This is a genomic window from Amycolatopsis thermophila (assembly GCF_030814215.1).
Lineage (GTDB): Bacteria > Actinomycetota > Actinomycetes > Mycobacteriales > Pseudonocardiaceae > Amycolatopsis_E > Amycolatopsis_E thermophila.
Window position 1 is genome coordinate 4,824,137 of record NZ_JAUSUT010000001.1, and the last position, 19,278, is coordinate 4,843,414.

General features: G+C 73.1%; 22 protein-coding genes. 16 read left to right on the forward strand and 6 right to left on the reverse strand.

All coding sequences use genetic code 11. The features are described 5' to 3' along the window. Positions 1-87 precede the first annotated feature (87 nt). The 5 genes from alaS to FB470_RS23685 all read left to right on the forward strand — a co-directional run bounded on the left by alaS (position 88) and on the right by FB470_RS23685 (position 6,693). Entirely contained in the window at positions 88-2,748 is a 2,661-nt protein-coding gene (gene alaS, locus FB470_RS23665; RefSeq protein WP_306994928.1) for an alanine--tRNA ligase, read from the forward strand. Then, positions 2,745-3,236 carry a Holliday junction resolvase RuvX gene (gene ruvX, locus FB470_RS23670; protein ID WP_306994930.1) on the forward strand — a complete coding sequence of 164 codons (492 nt, stop codon included), beginning with the start codon at positions 2,745-2,747 and terminating at the stop codon, positions 3,234-3,236. The genes alaS and ruvX overlap by 4 nt, the downstream gene beginning before the upstream one ends. An 89-nt stretch (positions 3,237-3,325) precedes the next feature. Next, entirely contained in the window at positions 3,326-4,903 is a 1,578-nt protein-coding gene (gene mltG, locus FB470_RS23675) for an endolytic transglycosylase MltG (RefSeq protein WP_306994932.1), read from the forward strand. Between the two features lie 13 nt (positions 4,904-4,916). After that, complete coding sequence (locus tag FB470_RS23680; RefSeq protein WP_306999443.1) at positions 4,917-5,741, forward strand: shikimate dehydrogenase; 825 nt, start codon at positions 4,917-4,919, stop codon at positions 5,739-5,741. A gap of 10 nt (positions 5,742-5,751) precedes the next feature. Continuing rightward, positions 5,752-6,693, forward strand: a complete 942-nt coding sequence (locus FB470_RS23685; protein WP_306994933.1) for a D-2-hydroxyacid dehydrogenase family protein — start codon at positions 5,752-5,754, stop codon at positions 6,691-6,693. A 33-nt stretch (positions 6,694-6,726) separates the two neighbouring features. On the opposite strand, the gene FB470_RS23690 is transcribed toward FB470_RS23685, so the two are convergent. From FB470_RS23690 to FB470_RS23705, 4 genes are read right to left on the reverse strand one after another with little or no spacing between them, the layout of a single operon-like run. Continuing rightward, complete coding sequence (locus tag FB470_RS23690) at positions 6,727-7,542, reverse strand: serine hydrolase domain-containing protein (protein WP_306994935.1); 816 nt, start codon at positions 7,540-7,542, stop codon at positions 6,727-6,729. 53 nt (positions 7,543-7,595) lie between these two features. Next, on the reverse strand, positions 7,596-7,862 hold the full coding sequence (locus tag FB470_RS23695; protein WP_306994936.1) for an HPr family phosphocarrier protein: 267 nt from the start codon (positions 7,860-7,862) through the stop codon (positions 7,596-7,598). Between the two features lie 11 nt (positions 7,863-7,873). Beyond that, positions 7,874-9,070, reverse strand: a complete 1,197-nt coding sequence (locus FB470_RS23700; protein WP_306994938.1) for a PTS transporter subunit EIIC — start codon at positions 9,068-9,070, stop codon at positions 7,874-7,876. Between the two features lie 41 nt (positions 9,071-9,111). Beyond that, on the reverse strand, positions 9,112-9,879 hold the full coding sequence (locus FB470_RS23705) for a GntR family transcriptional regulator (RefSeq protein ID WP_306994940.1): 768 nt from the start codon (positions 9,877-9,879) through the stop codon (positions 9,112-9,114). A gap of 163 nt (positions 9,880-10,042) precedes the next feature. Between FB470_RS23705 and FB470_RS23710 the strand changes: the two genes are divergently transcribed. Both FB470_RS23710 and FB470_RS23715 read left to right on the forward strand, forming a co-directional pair. Next, the gene (locus FB470_RS23710; protein WP_306994941.1) at positions 10,043-10,279 is read left to right on the forward strand and encodes a PTS glucose/sucrose transporter subunit IIB; all 237 of its coding nucleotides are present in this window, start codon (positions 10,043-10,045) and stop codon (positions 10,277-10,279) included. After that, positions 10,276-10,728, forward strand: a complete 453-nt coding sequence (locus tag FB470_RS23715) for a PTS sugar transporter subunit IIA (protein WP_306994942.1) — start codon at positions 10,276-10,278, stop codon at positions 10,726-10,728. The genes FB470_RS23710 and FB470_RS23715 overlap by 4 nt, the downstream gene beginning before the upstream one ends. Positions 10,729-10,743: 15 nt before the next feature. Here the strand turns inward: FB470_RS23715 and FB470_RS23720 are convergent, their stop codons facing one another. Further along, a complete protein-coding gene (locus FB470_RS23720) occupies positions 10,744-11,193 on the reverse strand; it encodes a Rieske (2Fe-2S) protein (protein WP_306994943.1) in 450 nt (149 codons plus the stop codon). A gap of 114 nt (positions 11,194-11,307) precedes the next feature. Between FB470_RS23720 and FB470_RS23725 the strand changes: the two genes are divergently transcribed. The 4 genes from FB470_RS23725 (at position 11,308) to FB470_RS23740 (ending at position 14,376) form a co-directional block, all read left to right on the forward strand. Further along, complete coding sequence (locus FB470_RS23725) at positions 11,308-11,697, forward strand: hypothetical protein (RefSeq protein ID WP_306994945.1); 390 nt, start codon at positions 11,308-11,310, stop codon at positions 11,695-11,697. After that, positions 11,694-12,206 (forward strand): sigma-70 family RNA polymerase sigma factor, encoded by a 513-nt coding sequence (locus FB470_RS23730; RefSeq protein ID WP_306994946.1) that lies wholly within the window; start codon positions 11,694-11,696, stop codon positions 12,204-12,206. Before FB470_RS23725 ends, FB470_RS23730 begins: the two co-directional genes overlap by 4 nt. A 20-nt stretch (positions 12,207-12,226) precedes the next feature. After that, positions 12,227-12,865 carry an anti-sigma factor family protein gene (locus FB470_RS23735; RefSeq protein ID WP_306994947.1) on the forward strand — a complete coding sequence of 213 codons (639 nt, stop codon included), beginning with the start codon at positions 12,227-12,229 and terminating at the stop codon, positions 12,863-12,865. A gap of 944 nt (positions 12,866-13,809) precedes the next feature. Continuing rightward, the gene (locus FB470_RS23740) at positions 13,810-14,376 is read left to right on the forward strand and encodes a prepilin peptidase (protein ID WP_370876543.1); all 567 of its coding nucleotides are present in this window, start codon (positions 13,810-13,812) and stop codon (positions 14,374-14,376) included. A gap of 339 nt (positions 14,377-14,715) precedes the next feature. Here FB470_RS23740 and FB470_RS23745 read toward each other — a convergent pair whose 3' ends face one another. Next, positions 14,716-14,844, reverse strand: a complete 129-nt coding sequence (locus FB470_RS23745; protein ID WP_306994949.1) for a hypothetical protein — start codon at positions 14,842-14,844, stop codon at positions 14,716-14,718. A gap of 256 nt (positions 14,845-15,100) precedes the next feature. On the opposite strand from FB470_RS23745, the gene aroC reads away from it, so the two are divergent. Genes aroC through FB470_RS23770 form a run of 5 tightly spaced genes read left to right on the forward strand, consistent with a single transcriptional unit; the run spans position 15,101 to position 19,257 of the window. Next, positions 15,101-16,309 carry a chorismate synthase gene (gene aroC / locus FB470_RS23750; RefSeq protein WP_306994950.1) on the forward strand — a complete coding sequence of 403 codons (1,209 nt, stop codon included), beginning with the start codon at positions 15,101-15,103 and terminating at the stop codon, positions 16,307-16,309. Continuing rightward, the gene (locus tag FB470_RS23755) at positions 16,306-16,809 is read left to right on the forward strand and encodes a shikimate kinase (protein ID WP_306999447.1); all 504 of its coding nucleotides are present in this window, start codon (positions 16,306-16,308) and stop codon (positions 16,807-16,809) included. The genes aroC and FB470_RS23755 overlap by 4 nt, the downstream gene beginning before the upstream one ends. Then, positions 16,806-17,915, forward strand: a complete 1,110-nt coding sequence (aroB, locus tag FB470_RS23760; protein ID WP_306994952.1) for a 3-dehydroquinate synthase — start codon at positions 16,806-16,808, stop codon at positions 17,913-17,915. Before FB470_RS23755 ends, aroB begins: the two co-directional genes overlap by 4 nt. Further along, on the forward strand, positions 17,912-18,343 hold the full coding sequence (gene aroQ, locus FB470_RS23765; protein WP_306994953.1) for a type II 3-dehydroquinate dehydratase: 432 nt from the start codon (positions 17,912-17,914) through the stop codon (positions 18,341-18,343). The genes aroB and aroQ overlap by 4 nt, the downstream gene beginning before the upstream one ends. Further along, positions 18,340-19,257 (forward strand): GNAT family N-acetyltransferase, encoded by a 918-nt coding sequence (locus FB470_RS23770; RefSeq protein WP_306994954.1) that lies wholly within the window; start codon positions 18,340-18,342, stop codon positions 19,255-19,257. Before aroQ ends, FB470_RS23770 begins: the two co-directional genes overlap by 4 nt. Positions 19,258-19,278: the final 21 nt, after the last annotated feature.

The following is a 19,278-nucleotide window of genomic DNA, read 5'->3' on the forward strand; positions in this document are numbered from 1 at the left end:
TCGCCGCCGCACCGCACCCTTCGCCGACGCCGCCGCCCCCTGCCACCGCGGCGCTCGCCGCACGCCTTCTCCCTTGAGGACTGACCAGTGGAAACACACGAGATCAACAAGCGGTTCCTGGCGCACTTCCAGGGCAAGGGCCACACCCTGGTGCCCAGTGCGTCGCTGATCCTGGACGACCCGACGCTGCTGTTCGTCAACGCCGGCATGGTCCAGTTCAAGCCGTACTTCCTGGGCGAGGTGCCGCCGCCGTACCCGCGCGCCACGAGCATCCAGAAGTGCGTGCGCACCGGCGACATCGACGAGGTCGGCAAGACCACGCGCCACAACACGTTCTTCCAGATGGCCGGCAACTTCTCCTTCGGCGACTACTTCAAGGAAGGCGCCATCGCCAACGCCTGGGAGCTGATCACGAAATCCCAGGACGACGGCGGCTTCGGCTTCGACCCGTCGCGCATCTGGGTCACCGTCTACGAGCACGACTCGGAGGCGGCCGGCCTGTGGCAGAAGGTCGCGGGCATCCCGTCGGAGCGCATCCAGGCGCGCGACGGCCGCGACAACTACTGGGACATGGGTGTGCCCGGTCCCGGCGGCCCCTGCTCGGAGATCTACTACGACCGCGGCCCGGAGTTCGGCCGCGAGGGCGGCCCGGTCGTCGACGAGGACCGCTACCTGGAGATCTGGAACCTCGTCTTCATGCAGGACGTGCGAGGTGAGCAGAGCCCGAAGTACGGTCACCCGCCGGTCGGCGAGCTGCCGAAGAAGAACATCGACACCGGCATGGGCGTCGAGCGCGTCGCGTACCTGCTGCAGGGTGTGGAGAACGTCTACGAGACCGATCTGGTGCGCCCGGTGATCGCGCGCGCCGAGGAGTTCTCCGGCCGCCGCTACGGCGCCGACCACGCCGACGACGTGCGCTTCCGCGTCATCGCCGACCACGCCCGGTCCGGCGTGATGCTGATCGGCGACGGCGTGACCCCGGGCAACGAGGCGCGCGGCTACGTGCTGCGCCGCCTGCTGCGCCGCATCGTGCGCTCGGTGCGCCTGCTCGGCGTGCAGGAGCCGGTGCTGCCCGAGTTCGCCGCGGTCGTGCGCGACGCGATGGCGCCGTCCTACCCCGAGATCGCGCGCGACTTCGACCGCATCAGCGAGGTCATGCGGGTCGAGGAGGAGGCGTTCCTGCAGACCCTGACCAGCGGGTCGCGGATCTTCGACCTCGCCGCGGCGGAGACGAAGAAGGCCGGCGGCAGCGTGCTGGCCGGCGACCGCGCGTTCCAGCTGCACGACACCTACGGGTTCCCGATCGACCTGACCCTCGAAATGGCCTCCGAGCAGGGGCTGTCGGTGGACGAGGACGGGTTCCGGACGCTGATGGAGGAGCAGCGCCAGCGTGCGAAGGCCGACGCGGCGGCCCGCAAGAAGGGCCACGGTGACCTGTCGGTCTACCGCGAGATGCTGGAGCGGCACGGCGAGACCGACTTCCTCGGCTACACCGATCTGCAGGCCTCGGCCAAGGTCATCGGCCTGCTCAAGGACGGCCAGGGCGTGCCGGTCGTGCGCGAGGGCGACAAGGCGGAGCTGATCCTCGACCGGACCCCGTTCTACGCCGAAAGCGGTGGCCAGGTGGCCGACACCGGTGTGCTCATCGGGTCCGCGGGCGAGGCCAGGGTCGTCGACGTGCAGAAGGTCGTGCCCGGCCTGTGGGTGCACCGGGTCGAGGTGGTCGCGGGCGAGATCGGCCTGGACACCGAGGTGACCGGGTCGGTGGACCAGACGCGCCGCGGTTCGATCGCGCGCTCGCACTCGGCCACGCACCTGGTGCACGCCGCGGTGCGCGGCGCCTACGGCCGCCGCGCCGCGCAGGCCGGTTCGCTGAACTCGCCGGGCCGCATGCGGTTCGACTTCACCACCCCCGGCCCGGTCTCCACCGACGTGCTGACCGAGGTCGAGGAGGAGGTCAACGACTACCTCCAGAACGACGTCGAGGTGCAGGCCTACACCACGACCAAGGACAAGGCGCTCGAGCTGGGCGCGATCGCGCTGTTCGGCGAGAAGTACGGCGACAACGTCCGCGTCGTGGACATGGGCGAGTACTCGCGTGAGCTGTGCGGTGGCACCCACGTGGGCCGCATCGGCGAGCTGGGCCTGGTGAAGCTGGTGTCGGACTCTTCGATCGGGTCCGGTGTGCACCGCGTCGAGGCGCTGGTGGGCACCGACGCGCTCAAGCACGTGCGCAAGGAGCAGCTGCTGGTCTCGCAGCTGGCGAGCACCTTCAAGGTGCCCAGCGAGGCGCTGCCCTCCCGCATCGAGGACGTGCTGTCGCGCCTGCGCAACGCGGAGAAGGAGATCGCCCAGCTGCGCACCCAGCAGGTGCTCGGCTCGGCCGGCTCGCTCGCGGACAAGGCGGCCGACGTCCAGGGCGTCGCGCTCGTCGCCGAGAAGGTGGACGGCGACGTCGACGCGGGCGCGCTGCGCTCGCTCGCCCAGGAGGTCCGCAACCGGCTCGGCTCGCGGCCCGGTGTGGTCGCGCTGTTCGCGCCGCAGGGCGAGAAGCTCAGCTTCGTCGTGGCGACCACGGCCGCGGCGCGGGACAAGGGCTTCGCCGCGGGCAAGCTGGTGCCCTCGTTCGCCGAGGCCGTCGGCGGCCGCGGTGGCGGCAAGCCGGACCTCGCGCAGGGCGGTGGCAGCAACCCGGCGGGCATCGAGCAGGCCATCACGGCGCTGCGTGGCGCGGTCGCGGCGGGGTGACCGCGCGCAAACCGGACCGCCCCGGGGAGCACGATCCCGGGGCAGGCCGGCGGCTCGGCGTCGACGTCGGATCTGTCCGGGTCGGTGTGGCGCTCAGTGATCCGGCGCCCGTGCTCGCCACTCCTCTGGTTACCCTGTCGCGTGATGCGCACAGCGACAGCGATCTCGAGCAGCTGGCCGCACTGGTGGCCGAACACGAGGTGGTGGAGGTGATCGTGGGACTGCCGCGCACGCTCGCCGACCGCCACGGTTCGGCCGCGCAGATCGCCGCCGACTACGCCGACGCCCTGGCCGGGCGGATCGCGCCGGTCCCGGTGCGGCTCGCCGACGAGCGCCTCACCACGGTGAGCGCGTCCCGCATGCTGTCCCAGCGGGGGGTCAAGGGCCGCAAGCAGCGCGCCGTCGTCGACCAGGCCGCCGCGGTGGAAATCCTGCAGGCCTGGATCGACGGGCGCGCCGCCCACCGCGCGCGGGCAGGTGACGCGTGACCAACGAGCACCCCCCGCGCCCCGGTTCGCCCCGGCGCCGCGCGCCTATGCCGCCCCCGCCGCCGGTCCCGCCGCGCGGAGAGCGTGGCGTGCCGCCCCGCCGTCCCGGCGCGCCGCGGCACGCACGACCCGAGCCGCCGCAGGCGCGACCAGAACCGCCGCAGGCACGACCCGCACCGCCGCCGGCACGGCCGGCACCGCCCGAACCGCCGCAGGCACGACCCGAGCCGCCGCAGGCACGACCCGAGCCGCCGCAGGCACGGCCGGCACCGCCCGAGCCACCGCCGCAGCCGGCTCGCCGCCCGCCGGCGCGCCGTCCGGCGCCGCCGGACCACGGCCTCGACCTGTTCGACGAGCTGCCGCCGCCTCCGCCGCGGCGTCCCCGGCGCCCGCAGCCGCCCGCCGACGAGTCGCCCACCGAGATCATCCACCTCGAGGACGACTACGAGTACGACGATTACGACGACTACCCGGAGAACGCCGAGGAGGAGCGCGCCGAGCCCGAGTACATCGAGCCGGCCGACCCGGACGACGGCGAACCGGTCCGCACCGGCCGCAAGCGCGGGCCGCTGCGCTGGCTGGTCGCGCTCGTGGTGCTGGCGGTCATCGGCGGCGGCGCGTGGTACGGCATCGACGCCGTCTTCGGCTACGACGACTACGAGGGCGACGGCGAGAACGACGTGCTGATCGAGATCAGCGCGGGCGACTCCACCGGCGCCATCGGCCAGGAGCTGGCCGGCGCGGGCGTGGTGGCCAGCGCCAAGGCGTTCGTCAAGGCCAGCGAGGACAACTCGAAGGTGCTGAGCCTGCAGCCGGGCTACTACGTCGTGAAGACGAAGATGTCCGGCGCGGCCGCGGTGGCGAAGCTGACCCAGAACGGCTCGCGGGTCGGGGTGCTGCAGGTGCGGGCGGGCACGCAGCTGGACGACATCACGCAGCCCGACGGCACGGTGACCCCCGGCGTGTTCTCACTGCTGTCGAAGGCCTCGTGCGCCGAGCTCAACGGCAGGAGCACCTGCATCCCGGTGGAGGAGCTGCGGGACACGGCGGCGAAGGCCGACCTGGTCGCCCTGGGCGTGCCGGACTGGGCGGCGCGCGTGGCGGGCGCGTCGGCCGACGCACGCCGCATCGAGGGCCTGGTGACCCCCGGCGTGTACGACGTCAAGCCGGGCTGGACCGCGACCGAGCTGCTCTCGTCCGTGCTCAAAACGTCGGCGACCCGGCTGCAGGCCGCCGGGCTGGGCGCGACCTCCCAGTTCCAGGGCCGCACGCCGTACGAGACGCTGATCGTCGCGTCGCTGATCGAGCGCGAGGGCGTCAAGCAGGACTTCGAGAACATCGGGCAGGTCATCTACAACCGGCTGGGGCAGAACATGCGCCTGCAGCTGGACTCGACCGTGAACTACCTGCTGGACAAGCCGGTCGTGACCACGACCGACGCCGACCGCGAGCGGCCCGGCCCGTACAACACGTACAAGGTGAACGGTCTGCCCCCGACGCCGATCGGGGCGCCCAGCCCGGAGGCGATCGAGGCCGCCGAGAAGCCCTCGCAGGGCAACTACGTGTACTTCGTCAAGTGCGAGAAGAACGGGTTGTCGTGCTTCGCGGCCGACCTCCCGACCCACCGGCAGAACCAGGACCTGGCGAGGGAACGCGGTGCCTACTGAGCGCAGGGCGGCGGTGCTGGGCAAGCCGGTGGCGCACTCGCTGTCCCCGGTCCTGCACACCGCCGCGTACGCGGCGCTGGGCCTGGACGGCTGGACCTACGAGCGGGTCGAGGTGGACGCGGCCGGCTTGCCCGGGTTCGTCCGCGGTCTGGGCCCGGAGTGGGCCGGGCTGTCGGTGACGATGCCGGGCAAGCGCGCGGCACTGGAGTTCGCGACCGCGGCCAGCCCGGTCGCGGTGGCCGCGGGCGCGGCGAACACGCTGGTGCCGACCGCGGACGGGTGGTTCGCCGACTGCACCGACGTGGCCGGGGTCGCCGGGGCGCTGCGCTGCGCGGGCGGGTTCGCCGGTGGGGACACCGGCCTGGTCCTCGGTGCCGGGGGCACCGCCGCGGCCACCGTCGTGGCGTTCGCGTCGCTGGGCATCCGGCGCGCGGTGCTCGTGGTCCGCGACCCGGCGCGGGCCCGGGAGACGGTCGAGGCCGCCGGCCGGGCCGGGGTCGAGGCCGACGTGCGGCTGTGGGCGGAGGCGGACTTCGGCAAGCTCGCCGCGGACTGCGCGGTGCTGGTGAGCACAGTGCCCCCGCCGGCGGTCGAGGCGCACGCCGCGGAGCTGGCCGGGGCGCCGTGCGTGCTCGACGTGATCTACCACCCGTGGCCGACGCCACTGGCCGAAGCCGTCGCGGCGCGGGGCGGGCGGGCCGCGACCGGGCTGGACATGCTGCTGCACCAGGCGTTCGGGCAGGTCGAGCACTTCACCGGGCAGGTGGCGCCCCGCGAGGCGATGCGGGACGCCCTGCGTGCGGCGACGGGCGACATCCTGCCGCTGCCGCTGGACTAGCGTGGTCCCCATGAAGATCGTGGTGCTGGACGACTATCAGGACGTCGCGCGGGGTCTCGCGGACTGGGACTCGCTGGGGGCCGAGGTCGAGGTGATCACCTCGTACCTGGGTGACCACGACGAGCTGGTGCGGCGGCTGGCCGGTGCCGAGGTCGTCGTCGCGATGCGGGAGCGCACCCGGTTCACCGCCGAGCTGCTGGAGCGGCTGCCCGACCTGAAGCTGCTCGTCAGCACCGGCCGCCGGAACGCGGCCATCGACCTCAAGGCCACCGAACGGCTGGGCATCACGGTGTGCGGCACCGGCTACCTGCCGCACCCGACCGCCGAGCACACGTGGGCCCTCATCCTCGCCGCGATGCGCCACCTGGAGACCGAGCTGGCCGCCATGCGCGACGGGGCCTGGCAGTCCACTGTCGGCATCGGGCTGCACGGCAAGACGCTCGGCCTGCTCGGGCTCGGCAACCTGGGGCAGCGGGTGGCGAAGGCCGGCCAGGCGTTCGGAATGGAAACCATCGCCTGGAGCCAGAACCTGACCGCCGAGCGCGCCACCGAGCACGGCGTCACCGCCGTGTCCAAAGAGGACCTGTTCGCGCGCTCGGACGTGCTGTCGGTGCACCTGGTGCTGTCCAAGCGCACCCGCGGGCTGGTCGGCGCGGCCGAGCTGGCCGCGATGAAGCGGGGCGCGCTGCTGGTCAACACCTCGCGCGGGCCGATCGTCGACGAGCAGGCGCTGCTGGACGCCCTGCGGGAGCGCCGCATCCACGCCGCGCTGGACGTCTACGACATCGAACCGCTGCCCGCCGACCACCCCCTGCGGGCGATGCGCAACGCGACGCTGACCCCGCACCTGGGTTACGTCACGCGCGAGGTGTACGAGATCTTCTACCGCGACGCGGTCGAGGACATCGCGGCCTGGCAGGCCGGGAACCCGGTCCGCGTCATGACCTTGTGAGGCGGGGCGCCTCTCCGCGGAGCGGGGGCGTGATCAGCCGCGGAGTTCGGCGAGCACCGCGTCGGTGAAGGGCGGCCACGCCTCGATCGCCCAGGGGCCGAAGTCCAGGTCCGTCAGCACGACGCATGCGGCGCGCGCGTCGGGGTCGACCCACAGGAACGTGCCGGACTGGCCGAAGTGCCCGAAGGTGCGGGGCGAGCTGGACGCACCCGTCCAGTGTGGACCCTTGTGGTCCCGGATCTCGAAGCCCAGCCCCCAGTCGTTGGGCTTCTGGTGCCCCAGGCCCGGCAGCACGCCGTTCAGCCCGGGGAACGCGACCGTCGTCGCCCCGGCCAGCGTCGCCGGGTCGAGCAGTTTCGGCGCCTGCAGCTCCGCCGCGAACCGCACCAGGTCGTCCACACTGGACACCCCGCCCGCGCCGGGCGAGCCCTCCAGCCGGGTCGCGGTCATCCCGAGCGGGGCCAGCAGCGCCTCGGACAGGTAGTCGGCGAACGGAATTCCCGAATGCTCGGCCAGCGTGTCGCCCAGGACCTGGAACCCGGCGTTGGAGTACATGCGCCGGGTGCCCGGCCGGGCCATCACGCGGTCGGAGTCGAAGCCGAGCCCCGCGGTGTGCGCGAGCAGGTGCCGGACGGTCGCCCCCTCCGGCCCGGCCGGCGTGTCGAGCTCCACCACGCCCTCCTCGATCGCGATCAGCGCCGTGTAGGCGGTGAGCAGCTTGGTCACCGAGGCCAGCCGGAACGTGCGGGCGGTGTCGCCGTGGCTGCCCGCCACGGTCCCGTCGGCCCGCACCACGGCCGCCGCCGCGTGCGGGGCCGGCCACTTCTCGATCTGCTCCAGGCTGCGCATGGGCCCAGCCTAAACGGCGGCCGCCCCGGCACCCGGGACAGCCGCCGCCTCGATCAGGCGTCCAGGTCGCCGGCGACGAGTTCGGCGACGGCGTCGACCGCCGCCTGCGCCCCGTCGCCCTCGGCGGCGATGACCACCTCGTCACCGTGTCCCGCGGCCAGCGTCATGAGGCTGAGCAGGCTCCCGGCCGGCACCGGGGCGGCGCCGTCCTTGGCGATCGTCACCGGCACCGCCTGGGCGGCCGCGGTCTTCGCGACCAGCGCGGCGGGCCGGGCGTGCAGGCCCACCTTGCTCGCGACCGTCACACGTCGTTGCGGCATGTCTTCCTCCCTCAGCTGTTGGCCGTGCGGGCGTCGGCGGCCTCGGCCGGAGCGTCGGCGTCGTCCTCCCGGCCCGGCGTGCGCAGGTTCCACTTCGTGATGACCCACTTGAACAGGAAGTAGTAGATCACCGCGTAGACCAGGCCGATCGGGATCAGCAGCCACGCGCGGTGCGCCGCCGGTGCCGTCGAGTTCAGCGCGAAGTCGATCGCGCCGGCCGAGAACGAGAACCCGAGGTGGATGTCCAGCGCGTTGCAGATCGCCAGCGACAGGCCGGTCAGCACCGCGTGGATGAGGTACAGCGGCCACGCCACGAACATGAACGCGAACTCGATCGGCTCGGTCACACCGGTCAGGAACGAGGTGAACGCACCGGCGATCATGATGCCGCCGACCACCTTGCGCTGACCCGGCCGCGCGGTCCGCCAGATCGCCAGCGCGGCGGCGGGCAGCGCGAACATGAAGACCGGGAAGAAGCCGGTGGTGAACGTGCCCGCGGTCGGGTCGCCGTCGAAGAACTTGGTGATGTCACCGCCGTCGAAGATGAACCACACCGGCACGTTGATCAGCTGGTGCAGGCCGACCGGCAGCAGCAGGCGGTTGAGCACACCGTAGACCCCGCCGCCGGCGATGTCGTTGCCGGTCACCGCGTCACCGAGCCACTGGATGCCGTTGTCGACCGCGGGGAAGATCAGGCCGAACACGACGGCGATCAGCAGCAGCACCACCGAGTTGATGATCGGCACGAACCGGCGGCCACCGAAGAACGCCAGGTACGGCGGCAGCTTCACGCGGTGGAAGCGCTGCCACAGCACCGCGGTGACCAGGCCGACGACGATGCCGCCCAGCACGCTGTAGGGCCAGCGGATCGGCTGCAGCCACCAGCCCTCCTTGAACCCGTCCAGCTCGTTGACCGGCGCGAACACCTGCACGACCTTGTTGAACACGACGAATCCGACGACGGCGGCGACACCGGTCGAGCCATCGCCCTTGCGCGCGAAGCCGACGGCGATGCCGACCGCGAACAGCAGCGGCAGCCAGTCGAACAGGCCACCGCCCGCGGCGCCGAGCACGGCGGCGACCTTGTCCCAGCCCAGGCCGTCCTTGCCGAGCAGGTCGTCCTGCCCGAGCCGGCTCAGCAGGCCGGCGGCCGGCAGCGTGGCGATGGGCAGCATGAGGCTGCGGCCGAAGCGCTGCAGCCCCGCCATCCCCCTGCCTTTTCCTCGTGTTCCATCAGCGACGGTGGCGCTCACGGGTTACCTCCGTGTTCGGCGGGGACTGTGCGGTCAAGTTGCATCGACACCTCGTACCGGTCACCCCGGTACCACGAGGTCATGTCCTCCACCGGGACTCCCGACGCGCTGGAGACCCGGCGGAAGACGAGGAGCGGGTCGCCGGTGCGGATGCCGAGCAGCCGCGCCGTCTCCCGGTCCGCCGCTTCCGACCACACCGTCTGGCGGGCGTGGTCCAAGCGGAGGTCGTAGTGCTGTGCGAGCTGCTCGTACAGCGAGGAGGTCAGGTCCAGATCCGGCAGCCCCGGCACCCGGCCGGGGTGGTACCAGCCGCGCTCGACGGCCAGCGGCGTCCCGTCCGCGCGGCGGCGGCGCACCAGCCGGTAGGCCGGCTCGCCGTGGGACAGGCCGAGCGCGCCCGCGGTCTCCGCCGGCGGCACCTCGCCGCCGCAGTGCAGCAGCTCCGTGGTGGGCTCCAGGCCGCGACGGCGCATGTCGTCGGTGAACGACATCAGGTAGAGCTGCAGCTCCATGCGCCGGGTCGCGGTGAACGTGCCCTTGCCGCGGGCGCGGGTGAGCAGGCCCTCCTCGACGAGCTTGCCGATCGCGGAGCGGACCGTCAGCCTGGACACCCGGTAGCGCTCGGCGAGCTCGCGCTCCGACGGGATCGGCGACCCCGGTGGCAGCTCGCGCTCGATCGACCGGCGCAGGATCTCGCGCAGCTGCGCGTGCTTCGGCGTCGGCCCGTCCACCACGCGGTCGGCGCTGGTCGTCGTCGCGGCCACGCCACCTCCAGGTTTCGGGTTGGTTTCCGGGGTCGCACCGGCGGCCGAAGATTGGTACGTTCCGGTCTAGACCATTTCTTGATGGGGCAGAATGCTCCGCTACCCGGACTGGTGTCAACCACCGTTACGGGTTCGTGTTCGACCGACGAGTGAGGAGACCGCGATGGCGGACGACAGGCCGGAAAAGATCCTCGCGGCACTGGGTGGCGCGGACAACGTCATCGAGATCGAGGGCTGCATCACGCGGCTGCGCTGCGAGCTCGAGGACGGTTCGGTGGTGGACGAGGCGGCGCTCAAGTCGGCCGGCGCCCACGGGGTGATGAAGATGGGCTCGGTGGTGCAGGTGGTCGTCGGACCGGAGGCGGACACGATCGCCGGCGACATCCAGGACCTGCTGTGAGCCTGCTCGTGCTGAGCCCGGTCGCGGGCCGGGTCACGCCCATGTCGCAGGTGCCGGACCCGGTGTTCGCCGGGTCGATGGTCGGGCCCGGCGTCGCGGTGATGCCCTCGGGCGGGCGGCAGGACGCGCTCAGCCCGGTGGACGGGACGGTCGTCACGCTGCACCCGCACGCGTTCGTCGTGGCCACCGAGGGCGGTCAGGGCGTGCTGGTGCACCTGGGCATCGACACGGTGAAGCAGAAGGGCGAGGGCTTCACGCTGCACGTCGTCAAGGGCGAGTCGGTGCGCGCCGGGCAGCCGCTGATCAGCTGGGACCCGGACGCGGTCACCGCCGCCGGGTATTCACCGGTGGTGCCCGTGGTCGCGCTCGACGCGGACGCCGAGGCGCTGTCCGGGCTGCCCGACGGCGGCGACATCGGCGCCGGCGAGCAGCTGTTCACCTGGGACTGAGGACGACGCCGCGCGCTAGGCCGTCACGACGTTCGTGCCCTCGACCTTCACCGGGATCGGGGTGAGCCCGGTCTCGGCGGGGCCCCTCTTCAGCGCGCCGGTGAGCGTGTCGAACTGCGAACCGTGCAGCGGGCACTGGAGGTGGTCGCCGTCCGGGGCCACCGTCCCGCCCTGGTGCGGGCACACGGCGCTGAAACAGGCCGCGGTGGTCTCGGTCGGGCGCGCCACGATGGCCGGCTTGCCCTCGACGGTGACGGACTTGGCCTGACCGACCGGGATGTCGTTCAGCGCCGCGACCGTGGTGCCCGAGGGGGCGGCCGGCGCCGCGCCGGTGTTCTGGCTGCTGCCGGAGGTGCCGCTGTCGCTGCCACCGCAGGCGGCCAGGACCACGGTGCCGGCGGCGGCGCCGGCCACGGCGACCCCGGTCGTCAGGACGCTACGGCGAGTGGGTGTCTGCGCAGTCATGTCCGGTGACACGGGTGGTGGTCCCGGCCGGTTCAATCCGCTCCCGGATTGAACCCGATCGCGCTCCCTTCCGTGGTGAACGGGTGCAAGGATCGCCGGTGAGGAGGTCGGGTCATGGTGACGTGGCTGTTGCGGATCCTGGTGGTCCTCGGGCTGCTCGGATCCGCCTGGGTGCACTACAACCTGTGGGCCAACGAGGGCTTCGACCAGATCAGCACGATCGGGCCGTTGTTCCTGGTCAACGCGGTCGCCGGGGTCGTGATCGCACTGGCGGTGCTGGTCTGGCACCACTGGCTGCCGGTGCTGGCCGCGATCGGCTTCGGGGCGGCGACGCTCGGTGCCTACCTGATTTCGCTGACACCGGGCGGGTTGTTCGGGGTGCGGGAGCAGTTCGTGACGGCCGCCGAGAAGTGGGGCGTGATCACCGAGGCCGGGTGCATCGTGTTCGGGATCGCGTTGCTGTTCACGCAGCGGGTGCGGCGGAAGCAGGGCGTGCTGGTGTGAAGGAGGCCGCGGAGGACCAGTTGATGCGGGCGCTGCACGACGATCACGCGGCGGCCCTGTGGTTCTACGCGCTCCGGCTGACCGGAGGTGACCGCGCCCGCGCCGAGGACGTCGTGCAGGAGACCCTGCTGCGGGCGTGGAAGCACCCGCGGGTGCTGGACCAGACGCAGGGGTCCGCGCGGGCGTGGCTGTTCACGGTGGCCCGGCGGATCGCCATCGACGACTGGCGTTCGGCCGCGCACCGCTCGGAGGTGACCACGGACGCGCCGCCCGAGGTGGCCATGCCCGACGACACCGACCGGGCGTTGCAGGGCTGGTTGGTGGCCGAGGGGCTGAAGGAGTTGTCCGTGGCGCACCGCGAGGTGCTGTTGTTGTGCTATTTCCAGGGTTTCTCGGTCGCCGACGCGGCGGCGCGGCTCGGGATCTCGCCCGGGACGGTCAAGTCGCGGACGCACTACGCGTTGCGGGCGTTGAAGCTCGCGTTGGAGGAGAAGGGGGTGACCCGGTGAGCAGGGCCGAGGAGCAGCCGATGACCAGGCGGGACGACGATCCGTTCGTCGCCTACGACGCGGCCTACGTGCTGGGCGCCCTGTCCCCGGAGGACCGCGCCGAGTTCGAGGCGCACCTGCGGGTCTGCGACCGGTGCTCGCGGGCGGTGGCGGAGCTGGCCGGGCTGCCCGGGCTGTTGTCGCAGGTGACGCCCGACATGGCCGAGGAGGAGGCGCCGCCGGACCGGTTGTTGCCGGCGTTGTTGCGCCACGTGCGGCGGGTCCGCCGGCGGCGTACCTGGACGACGTTCGGGGTGGCGGTGGCCGCCGCGGCGGCGGTGCTGGCGGCGATCTTCGTGCCCCAGACGGGCGGCGGTGCCGGCGGGACGGCCATGACGCCGCTGGGGGCGTACCCGGTCCAGGCGACGGCCGCGGTGGCGGCGGTGTCCGGCGGTAGCCGGGTGGACATGTCGTGCAGCTACCACGGTTCCTACCGCGCGGCGGGATACCTGCTGGTCGCCGTCCGGCGGGACGGCTCGGAGGCGGAACTGGCGAAGTGGACGGCCGAACCCGACCGCGACGCGCGGATTTCCGTGGGGACGGACGTGCCGCCGGAGCAGATCCAGGCGCTGGAAATCCGCACGACGAGCGGGGTTGCCTTGCTGCGGTGGAATCCCTGAGCGTGCACCTGGTTGCGCTCCCGCGGATGAAGCCGGGCACACTCGGCGGACTTCTCCGCCTGGCGCCGAAACTGCCGTCCTGAGACTCGCTCCGTGTTCGACCCACGGGCTGTCCGCGGGGACCTCGGTGGCCGTGCTGGGAACGCCGGCCGGCCTGGTGGTGATCTGGCCCTGTCGGCCTCGTTGGGACGACCTCGTTGACCGGTTTGGGCGGCGGGTTCGTTCAGCAGGTTCGACCTGCGCTGCCGTGACGCACGTGCGGCCGCTGCGCGCAGGGCCTGCTGGAGATCTGCCATCTCGGGAACTCCGGCGGGGTTGTGGCCGGCTCGTGGTGCGGGACCCCGAGCTCAAGGCGCGCGTCGCGAAGCCGATCCGGGAGGTGGGCGAGGCCGCGCAGTGCGAGTACGGTCACCGCAGCGCGCTCGTCGGCTGCCGCACCGCGTGTGGTGGTTTGCCTGGTGAGTTGTGTGTTTGCTGGGGTTGGTCGGTCCGGTCGTGCCGGGTGTCGTGGCTTCGTGCCAGGTTCTGCATCCGCTGGTGGTTGAGCTGGTCGGTCCCATCGCACCGGGTGTCGTGGCTCTGACTGGTTCTGCATCCGCTGGCTGCGAGCCAGTCGGACCCCTCCTGGTCTGGCCCGGGTTTCCCTGGATCGCCCGCCGGTCCGCATGGACCGTGAAGTCCTCCAGTCGCACGTTGACGAGTGGGATTTTCGCTCGGCCACGAGGTGTCGTCTCGTGCCATCGCGAATGGCGGCGACGGCGCGGTGCGCCCACTTGATATCCCCCGGACGGCGGCGTGTACGCACCATTGGTCATCTCACGCCGCTACTAGCGGAACACTTGTGCCCCAACGAAAGTCCCACTCGCACGACCCGTTTTGCGTGAGTGGGACTTTCGTGCGCGCTCGTATTTGGCGTTCCCGCTCCGACTGGCCAAGCTGGAATCATGAACTGGGGAGCGGTGGCGGCGATGGGTGCGGCGGGGACGTGCGTCGGCGCGGGAACGGCAAAATTGCTGAACTGGGCCGGCGCGGCAGTGCCTGTGCCGGCCGTGGTGGTCGGCACGGGAGTGGCGTGGGCGGGAGTCACGGCGGTGGCTCCGGGGAACCTGACACCAATCGCGCTGGCGGCGCTCGCCGTGCCGTTGGTGGCGGCGGACCTGCGCCACCGGCGGCTGCCGGACGTCCTCACGCTGCCGGCGTACCCGCTCGTCGTCGCGGTGGCGCCGGACCCCGCCAGGGCGCTCGGCGCGGCCGCGGTCTTCGGGGGCTTGCACCTGCTGGTCCACGTCGCCGCGCCGCGAGCGATGGGCGCGGGCGACGTCAAGCTGGCCGGCGCGCTGGGGGCCGCGCTCGGCTCGGTGAGTTGGCTCGCCCTGCCGGCCGCCGCCGTGCTGGCCGCGGTGGTGACCGCCGGGCTGGCGGCAACCCGCCTGTGGCGAGATGGCGTCCCGCACGGACCGGGCCTCCTCGCGGCGACGACGGCGCTGACCCTGCTCCGCGTGCCGCCCTGAGATCGCCGGGGCGGGAGGTGGTCGAGGTGGGCACGCTGACTGCGCATCGGATGTGGCCCAGCTGCTGTCGGGGCCACGGCGGATCCTGGAGCGGCCTGGGAGCGGGCTGCTTTGCCCGGCCACCTGCGCTCACCCGCGCATCCGCTGCCGTGGCCGCCCCGCCCACCGGTGCACCTGCTGCCGGTGGCCCCCGGCGAGCAGTGGCGCACTCACTGCGGCGGCCACCCGTGGTCGCCGGCGCGCCCAGGGCCGGTGGCCGCCCCGCGCCTACCGGCGCGCCCAATGCGGGCGGCTGGCCCGCGCCTACCGGCGCGCCCAATGCGGGCGGCTGGCCCGCGCCTACCGGCGCGTGCCCAGCGCGGGCGGCTGCCACGCGCGCAGCGGTGCGGGCAGCTGCCGTGCCACCCGGCGGCGCCCGGCCCGCGAGGGCGGCGTGACCTCGCGGGCGTACCCCGGGGTAGTCGCCAAGCGAAGCACCAGCGAGGTGAGCACGGCTTCCGCACCCCGGCCCACACCCGCTGGAGCGGCGCGCCGCGCCCACTGCCGAGCGCGGCACCAGCGGGCCGAGCACGGCTTCCGCACCCCGGCCCACACCCGCTGGAGTGGCGCGTCACGCCCACCCGCCGAGCCCGGCACCACCCGGCTGAGCACGGCATCCGCGGCCCAGCGCACACCCGCCGGAGCCGCGTGCAGCGGGCGGCACCCGTCATGACAGGATCGTCGGGTGGTACTGCGCTGGATAACCGCTGGTGAATCGCACGGCCCGGCCCTCGCGGCCGTGCTCGAAGGGATGGTGGCCGGGGTCGAGGTCACCACCGCCGAGGTGAGCGAGCAGCTCGCCCGCCGGCGGCTCGGCTTCGGCCGCAGCCCCCGCATGGGCTTCGAGACCGACCACATCGAGTTCCTCGGCGGGGTCCGGCACGGCGTCACCCAGGGCGGCCCGGTCGCGGTGCACATCGAGAACGCCGAGTGGCCCAAGTGGGAGAAGGTGATGGCCGCCGACCCGGTCGACCCGGCCGAACTCGAGGGCCTGGCCCGCAACGAGCCGCTCACCCGCCCCCGCCCCGGCCACGCCGACCTGCCCGGCATGCAGAAGTACGGCTTCGACGAGGCCCGCCCGGTCCTGGAACGCGCCAGCGCCCGCGAGACCGCCTCCCGCACGGCCCTGGGCACCGTCGCGCGGAACTTCCTCCGGCAGCTCCTCGGCGCGGAGATCGTCAGCCACGTCGTGTCCATCGGCGGGGCGGTCGCGCCGGACGGGCCGCTGCCCGGGCCGGCGGACCTCGCGGCCGTCGACGAGAGCCCGGTCCGCGCGTTCGGCCAGGAGGCCACCGACGCGATGATCGCCGAGGTCGACGCCGTCCGCCAGGCCGGCGACACGGTCGGCGGCGTCATCGAGGTCATCGCCTACGGGCTGCCGCCGGGGCTCGGCTCCCACGTGCACTGGGACCGCCGCCTCGACGCGCGCCTCGCCGGCGCGCTCATGGGCGTCCAGGCGATGAAGGGCGTCGAGGTCGGTGACGGCTTCACCACCGCCCGCCGGTGGGGCAGCCAGGCCCACGACGAGATCGACCGCGGCACCGGCCCGGTCGGCGTCACCCGGCGCAGCAACCGCGCCGGCGGCCTCGAGGGCGGCATCACCAACGGCGAGCCCGTCCGGGTGCGCGTGGCGATGAAGCCGATCTCCACCGTGCCGCGCGCTCTGTCCACTGTGGACGTCAAGACGGGTGAGCCCGCCGTGGCGATCCACCAGCGGTCCGACGTGTGCGCGGTCCCGCGCGCCGGGGTCGTCCTCGAGTCCGTCGTCGCGCTCGTGCTCGCCGACGCGGCGCTGGAGAAGTTCGGGGGCGACTCGCTGGCCGAGACCAAGCGCAACGCCGAGTCCTACCTCGCGGCACTGGAGGAACGGTGGGCCAACATCCCTGCATCGTGATCGCGGGCCCGCCCGGGTCCGGCAAGAGCACGGTCGGACCGCTGCTCGCCGAGCACCTCGGCGTGCCGTTCCGCGACAGCGACGACGACATCGTCGCCCGCGCCGGGCGGCCCATCGCGGAGATCTTCGCCGACGACGGCGAACCCGCCTTCCGCGCGCTCGAAGAAGAGGTCATCGCCGAGGCGCTCGCCGAACACGACGGCGTCCTCTCCGTCGGCGGCGGCGCGGTCCTCGCCGAGGGCACCCAGAAGCGCCTGCGCGACCACACGGTCGTCTTCCTCAACGTCGGCTTCGCCGCGGGCGTGCGGCGCGTCGGCCTGTCCACCGCCCGCCCGCTGCTCGCCGGCGTGAACCCCCGCGCCACCTACCGCTCCCTGCTCGAAGCGCGGCTGCCGGTCTACCGCGCCGTCGCCACCATCGAGGTGGACACCGACGACCGCGCCCCCGCCGACGTCGTCGCCGCCATCGCCCGCGAACTAGCCCTGGAGGGAACGCAGTGACCGATCCGGTCCGGATCGAGGTCCGCACGGCCCGCCCCTACCCGGTCGTCGTCGGCCGGGGCCTGCTCGGCGAGCTCACCGAGGCGGTCAAGGACGCCTCCAGCGTCGCGATCGTCCACCAGCCCACGCTCGCCGCCACCGCCGAGGCGGTCCGCGACGAACTCCACGCCGCCGGGCTCGACGCCCACCGCGTCGAGATCCCCGACGCCGAGGACGGCAAAGCGCTGTCGGTCGCCGGGTTCGTGTGGGAGGTGCTCGGCCGCATCGGCCTCGACCGCCGCGGCGTCGTCGTGGGCCTCGGCGGGGGAGCGGTCACCGACCTCGCCGGGTTCGTCGCCGGCACCTGGATGCGCGGCGTGCGCCTGGTCAACGTGCCCAGCACCCTGCTCGGCATGGTCGACGCCGCGGTCGGCGGCAAGACCGGCATCAACACCGACGCGGGCAAGAACCTCGTCGGCGTCTTCCACGAGCCCAGCGCCGTCCTCGTCGACCTCGCGACGCTGGAAACCCTGCCGCGCAACGAACTCGTCGCCGGCATGGCCGAGGTCGTCAAGGCCGGGTTCATCGCCGACCCGCGCATCCTCGACCTCATCGAGGCCGACCCGGCGGCCGCCACCGACCCGGCCGGCGAGGTCCTCGGCGAGCTGGTGCGCCGCTCGATCCGGGTCAAGGCCGACGTCGTCGCCGCCGACCTGCGCGAATCCGACCTCCGGGAGATCCTCAACTACGGGCACACCCTCGGCCACGCGATCGAGCGGCGCGAACGCTACCGCTGGCGCCACGGCGCGGCGGTCAGCGTCGGCCTGGTGTTCGCCGCCGAACTGGCCCGCCTCGCCGGCCGCCTCGACGACGCCACCGCCGAACGGCACGCGAGCATCCTGGAGACGCTCGGCCTGCCCACCAAGTACGACCCGGACGCCCTGCCGCAGCTGCTGGAGTCCATGCGCAAGGACAAGAAGACCCGCTCCGGCGTGCTGCGGTTCGTCGTCCTCGACGGGCTCGCCAAACCGGGCCGCCTCGAGGGCCCGGACCCGGCGCTGCTGGCCGCGGCGTACTCGGCGGTCGCCGGACCGCGCCAGACCGACAGCGGGAGCGTGCTGCTGTGAAGGTGTTCGTCCTCAACGGCCCCAACCTCGGCCGCCTCGGGAAGCGGGAGCCCGCCGTCTACGGCTCCACCACGCACGCCGACCTCGCCGACCTGTGCGTCAAGACCGGCGGCGAGCTGGGCATCGACGTCGAAGTGCGGCAGACCGACCACGAGGGCGAGATGGTCGGCTGGCTCCACGAGGCCGCCGACGCCGGGCTTCCCGTGGTGCTCAACGCGGGTGCTTGGACGCACTACTCGATCGCCGTGCGCGACGCCGCCGCCCAGCTCACCGCACCCCTGATCGAGCTGCACATCACCAACGTGCACAAGCGCGAGCAGTTCCGGCACCACAGCGTGCTCTCCGACATCGCCACGGCCGTGATCGCCGGGCTCGGCGTCGACGGGTACCCGCTGGCCCTGCGCTGGCTCGCCGCCAACGCCGGATGACGGTCCCGCACCTCGAAACCCCTCGTCTGCGCCTGCGCGGCCTCGACGCCGCCGACACCGAAGCGCTCGTCAGGGTCTTCGCCGACCCGGAGATGAGCCGCTTCCTCCGCGCCGACCTCAGCGACCCGGCCCAGTGCCGCGCCTCGCTCGCCCGGCGCGTCGCCTACACCGGGCCCGACGGCACCGGCCACTGGGTGATCGAGCGCGACGGCGCGGTCATCGGCCTCGCCCACCTGCGGCCCTCCGCCGAGCTGTCCGGCGACCTGGTGGAGATCGGGTACTTCCTGGACCGCGCCCACGGCGGGCAGGGCCTGGCGACCGAGGCCGCGTCCGCGCTGATGCACCACGGCTTCGCCGCGCTCGGCCTGCCCGCGGTGTGGGCGTTGATCCACGAGTCCAACGTGGCCAGCCAGAACCTGGTGCGGCGCCTGGGTTTCACCGACGTCGGCTGCGGCGAGCACTACGGCGGCCCGCACCGCGTGTGCGTCGCGCTGCCCGGCGTGACCGGCCGATGGCACCACGTCGAGCTGCGGGTCCCGGACCTGGCGCGCGCCCGGACGAGCGTCGGCTGGCTGCTGGCCGAACTCGGCTGGCGCGAGCACCAGCGGTGGCACGACGGCGTGAGCTGGAAACTCGGCGCCGGGTACCTGGTGCTCGAGCAGTCCCCGGCCCTGAGCGCGCCCGCGCACGACCGCCGCGCGCCCGGGCTCAACCACCTCGCGCTGTACGCCGGTTCACCGGATCGGGTGGACGCGCTGGCCGCCGCCGCCACGGAACGCGGCTGGCGGCCGCTGTTCGCCGACTGCTACCGGCGCGCCGGCGGTCCCGATCATTACGCCGCGTATCTGGAGAACGCCGACGGCCTCGCACTCGAGCTCGTCGCCGACTCGCCGCGGATCACTCGACCGGGTTAATCACTCTCTACACTGAGCTGG

What these genes read in the sequence shown, in the direction of transcription:
- FB470_RS23685 (WP_306994933.1), top strand. Translation starts at nt 5,752, where the DNA reads ATGAAGATCGTGGTGCTGGACGACTATCAGGACGTCGCGCGGGGTCTC.
- FB470_RS23690 (WP_306994935.1), bottom strand. Translation starts at nt 7,542, where the DNA reads ATGCGCAGCCTGGAGCAGATCGAGAAGTGGCCGGCCCCGCACGCGGCG.
- FB470_RS23695 (WP_306994936.1), bottom strand. Translation starts at nt 7,862, where the DNA reads ATGCCGCAACGACGTGTGACGGTCGCGAGCAAGGTGGGCCTGCACGCC.
- FB470_RS23700 (WP_306994938.1), bottom strand. Translation starts at nt 9,070, where the DNA reads ATGGCGGGGCTGCAGCGCTTCGGCCGCAGCCTCATGCTGCCCATCGCC.
- FB470_RS23710 (WP_306994941.1), top strand. Translation starts at nt 10,043, where the DNA reads ATGGCGGACGACAGGCCGGAAAAGATCCTCGCGGCACTGGGTGGCGCG.
- FB470_RS23720 (WP_306994943.1), bottom strand. Translation starts at nt 11,193, where the DNA reads ATGACTGCGCAGACACCCACTCGCCGTAGCGTCCTGACGACCGGGGTC.
- FB470_RS23725 (WP_306994945.1), top strand. Translation starts at nt 11,308, where the DNA reads ATGGTGACGTGGCTGTTGCGGATCCTGGTGGTCCTCGGGCTGCTCGGA.
- FB470_RS23735 (WP_306994947.1), top strand. Translation starts at nt 12,227, where the DNA reads ATGACCAGGCGGGACGACGATCCGTTCGTCGCCTACGACGCGGCCTAC.
- FB470_RS23740 (WP_370876543.1), top strand. Translation starts at nt 13,810, where the DNA reads ATGAACTGGGGAGCGGTGGCGGCGATGGGTGCGGCGGGGACGTGCGTC.
- FB470_RS23770 (WP_306994954.1), top strand. Translation starts at nt 18,340, where the DNA reads ATGACGGTCCCGCACCTCGAAACCCCTCGTCTGCGCCTGCGCGGCCTC.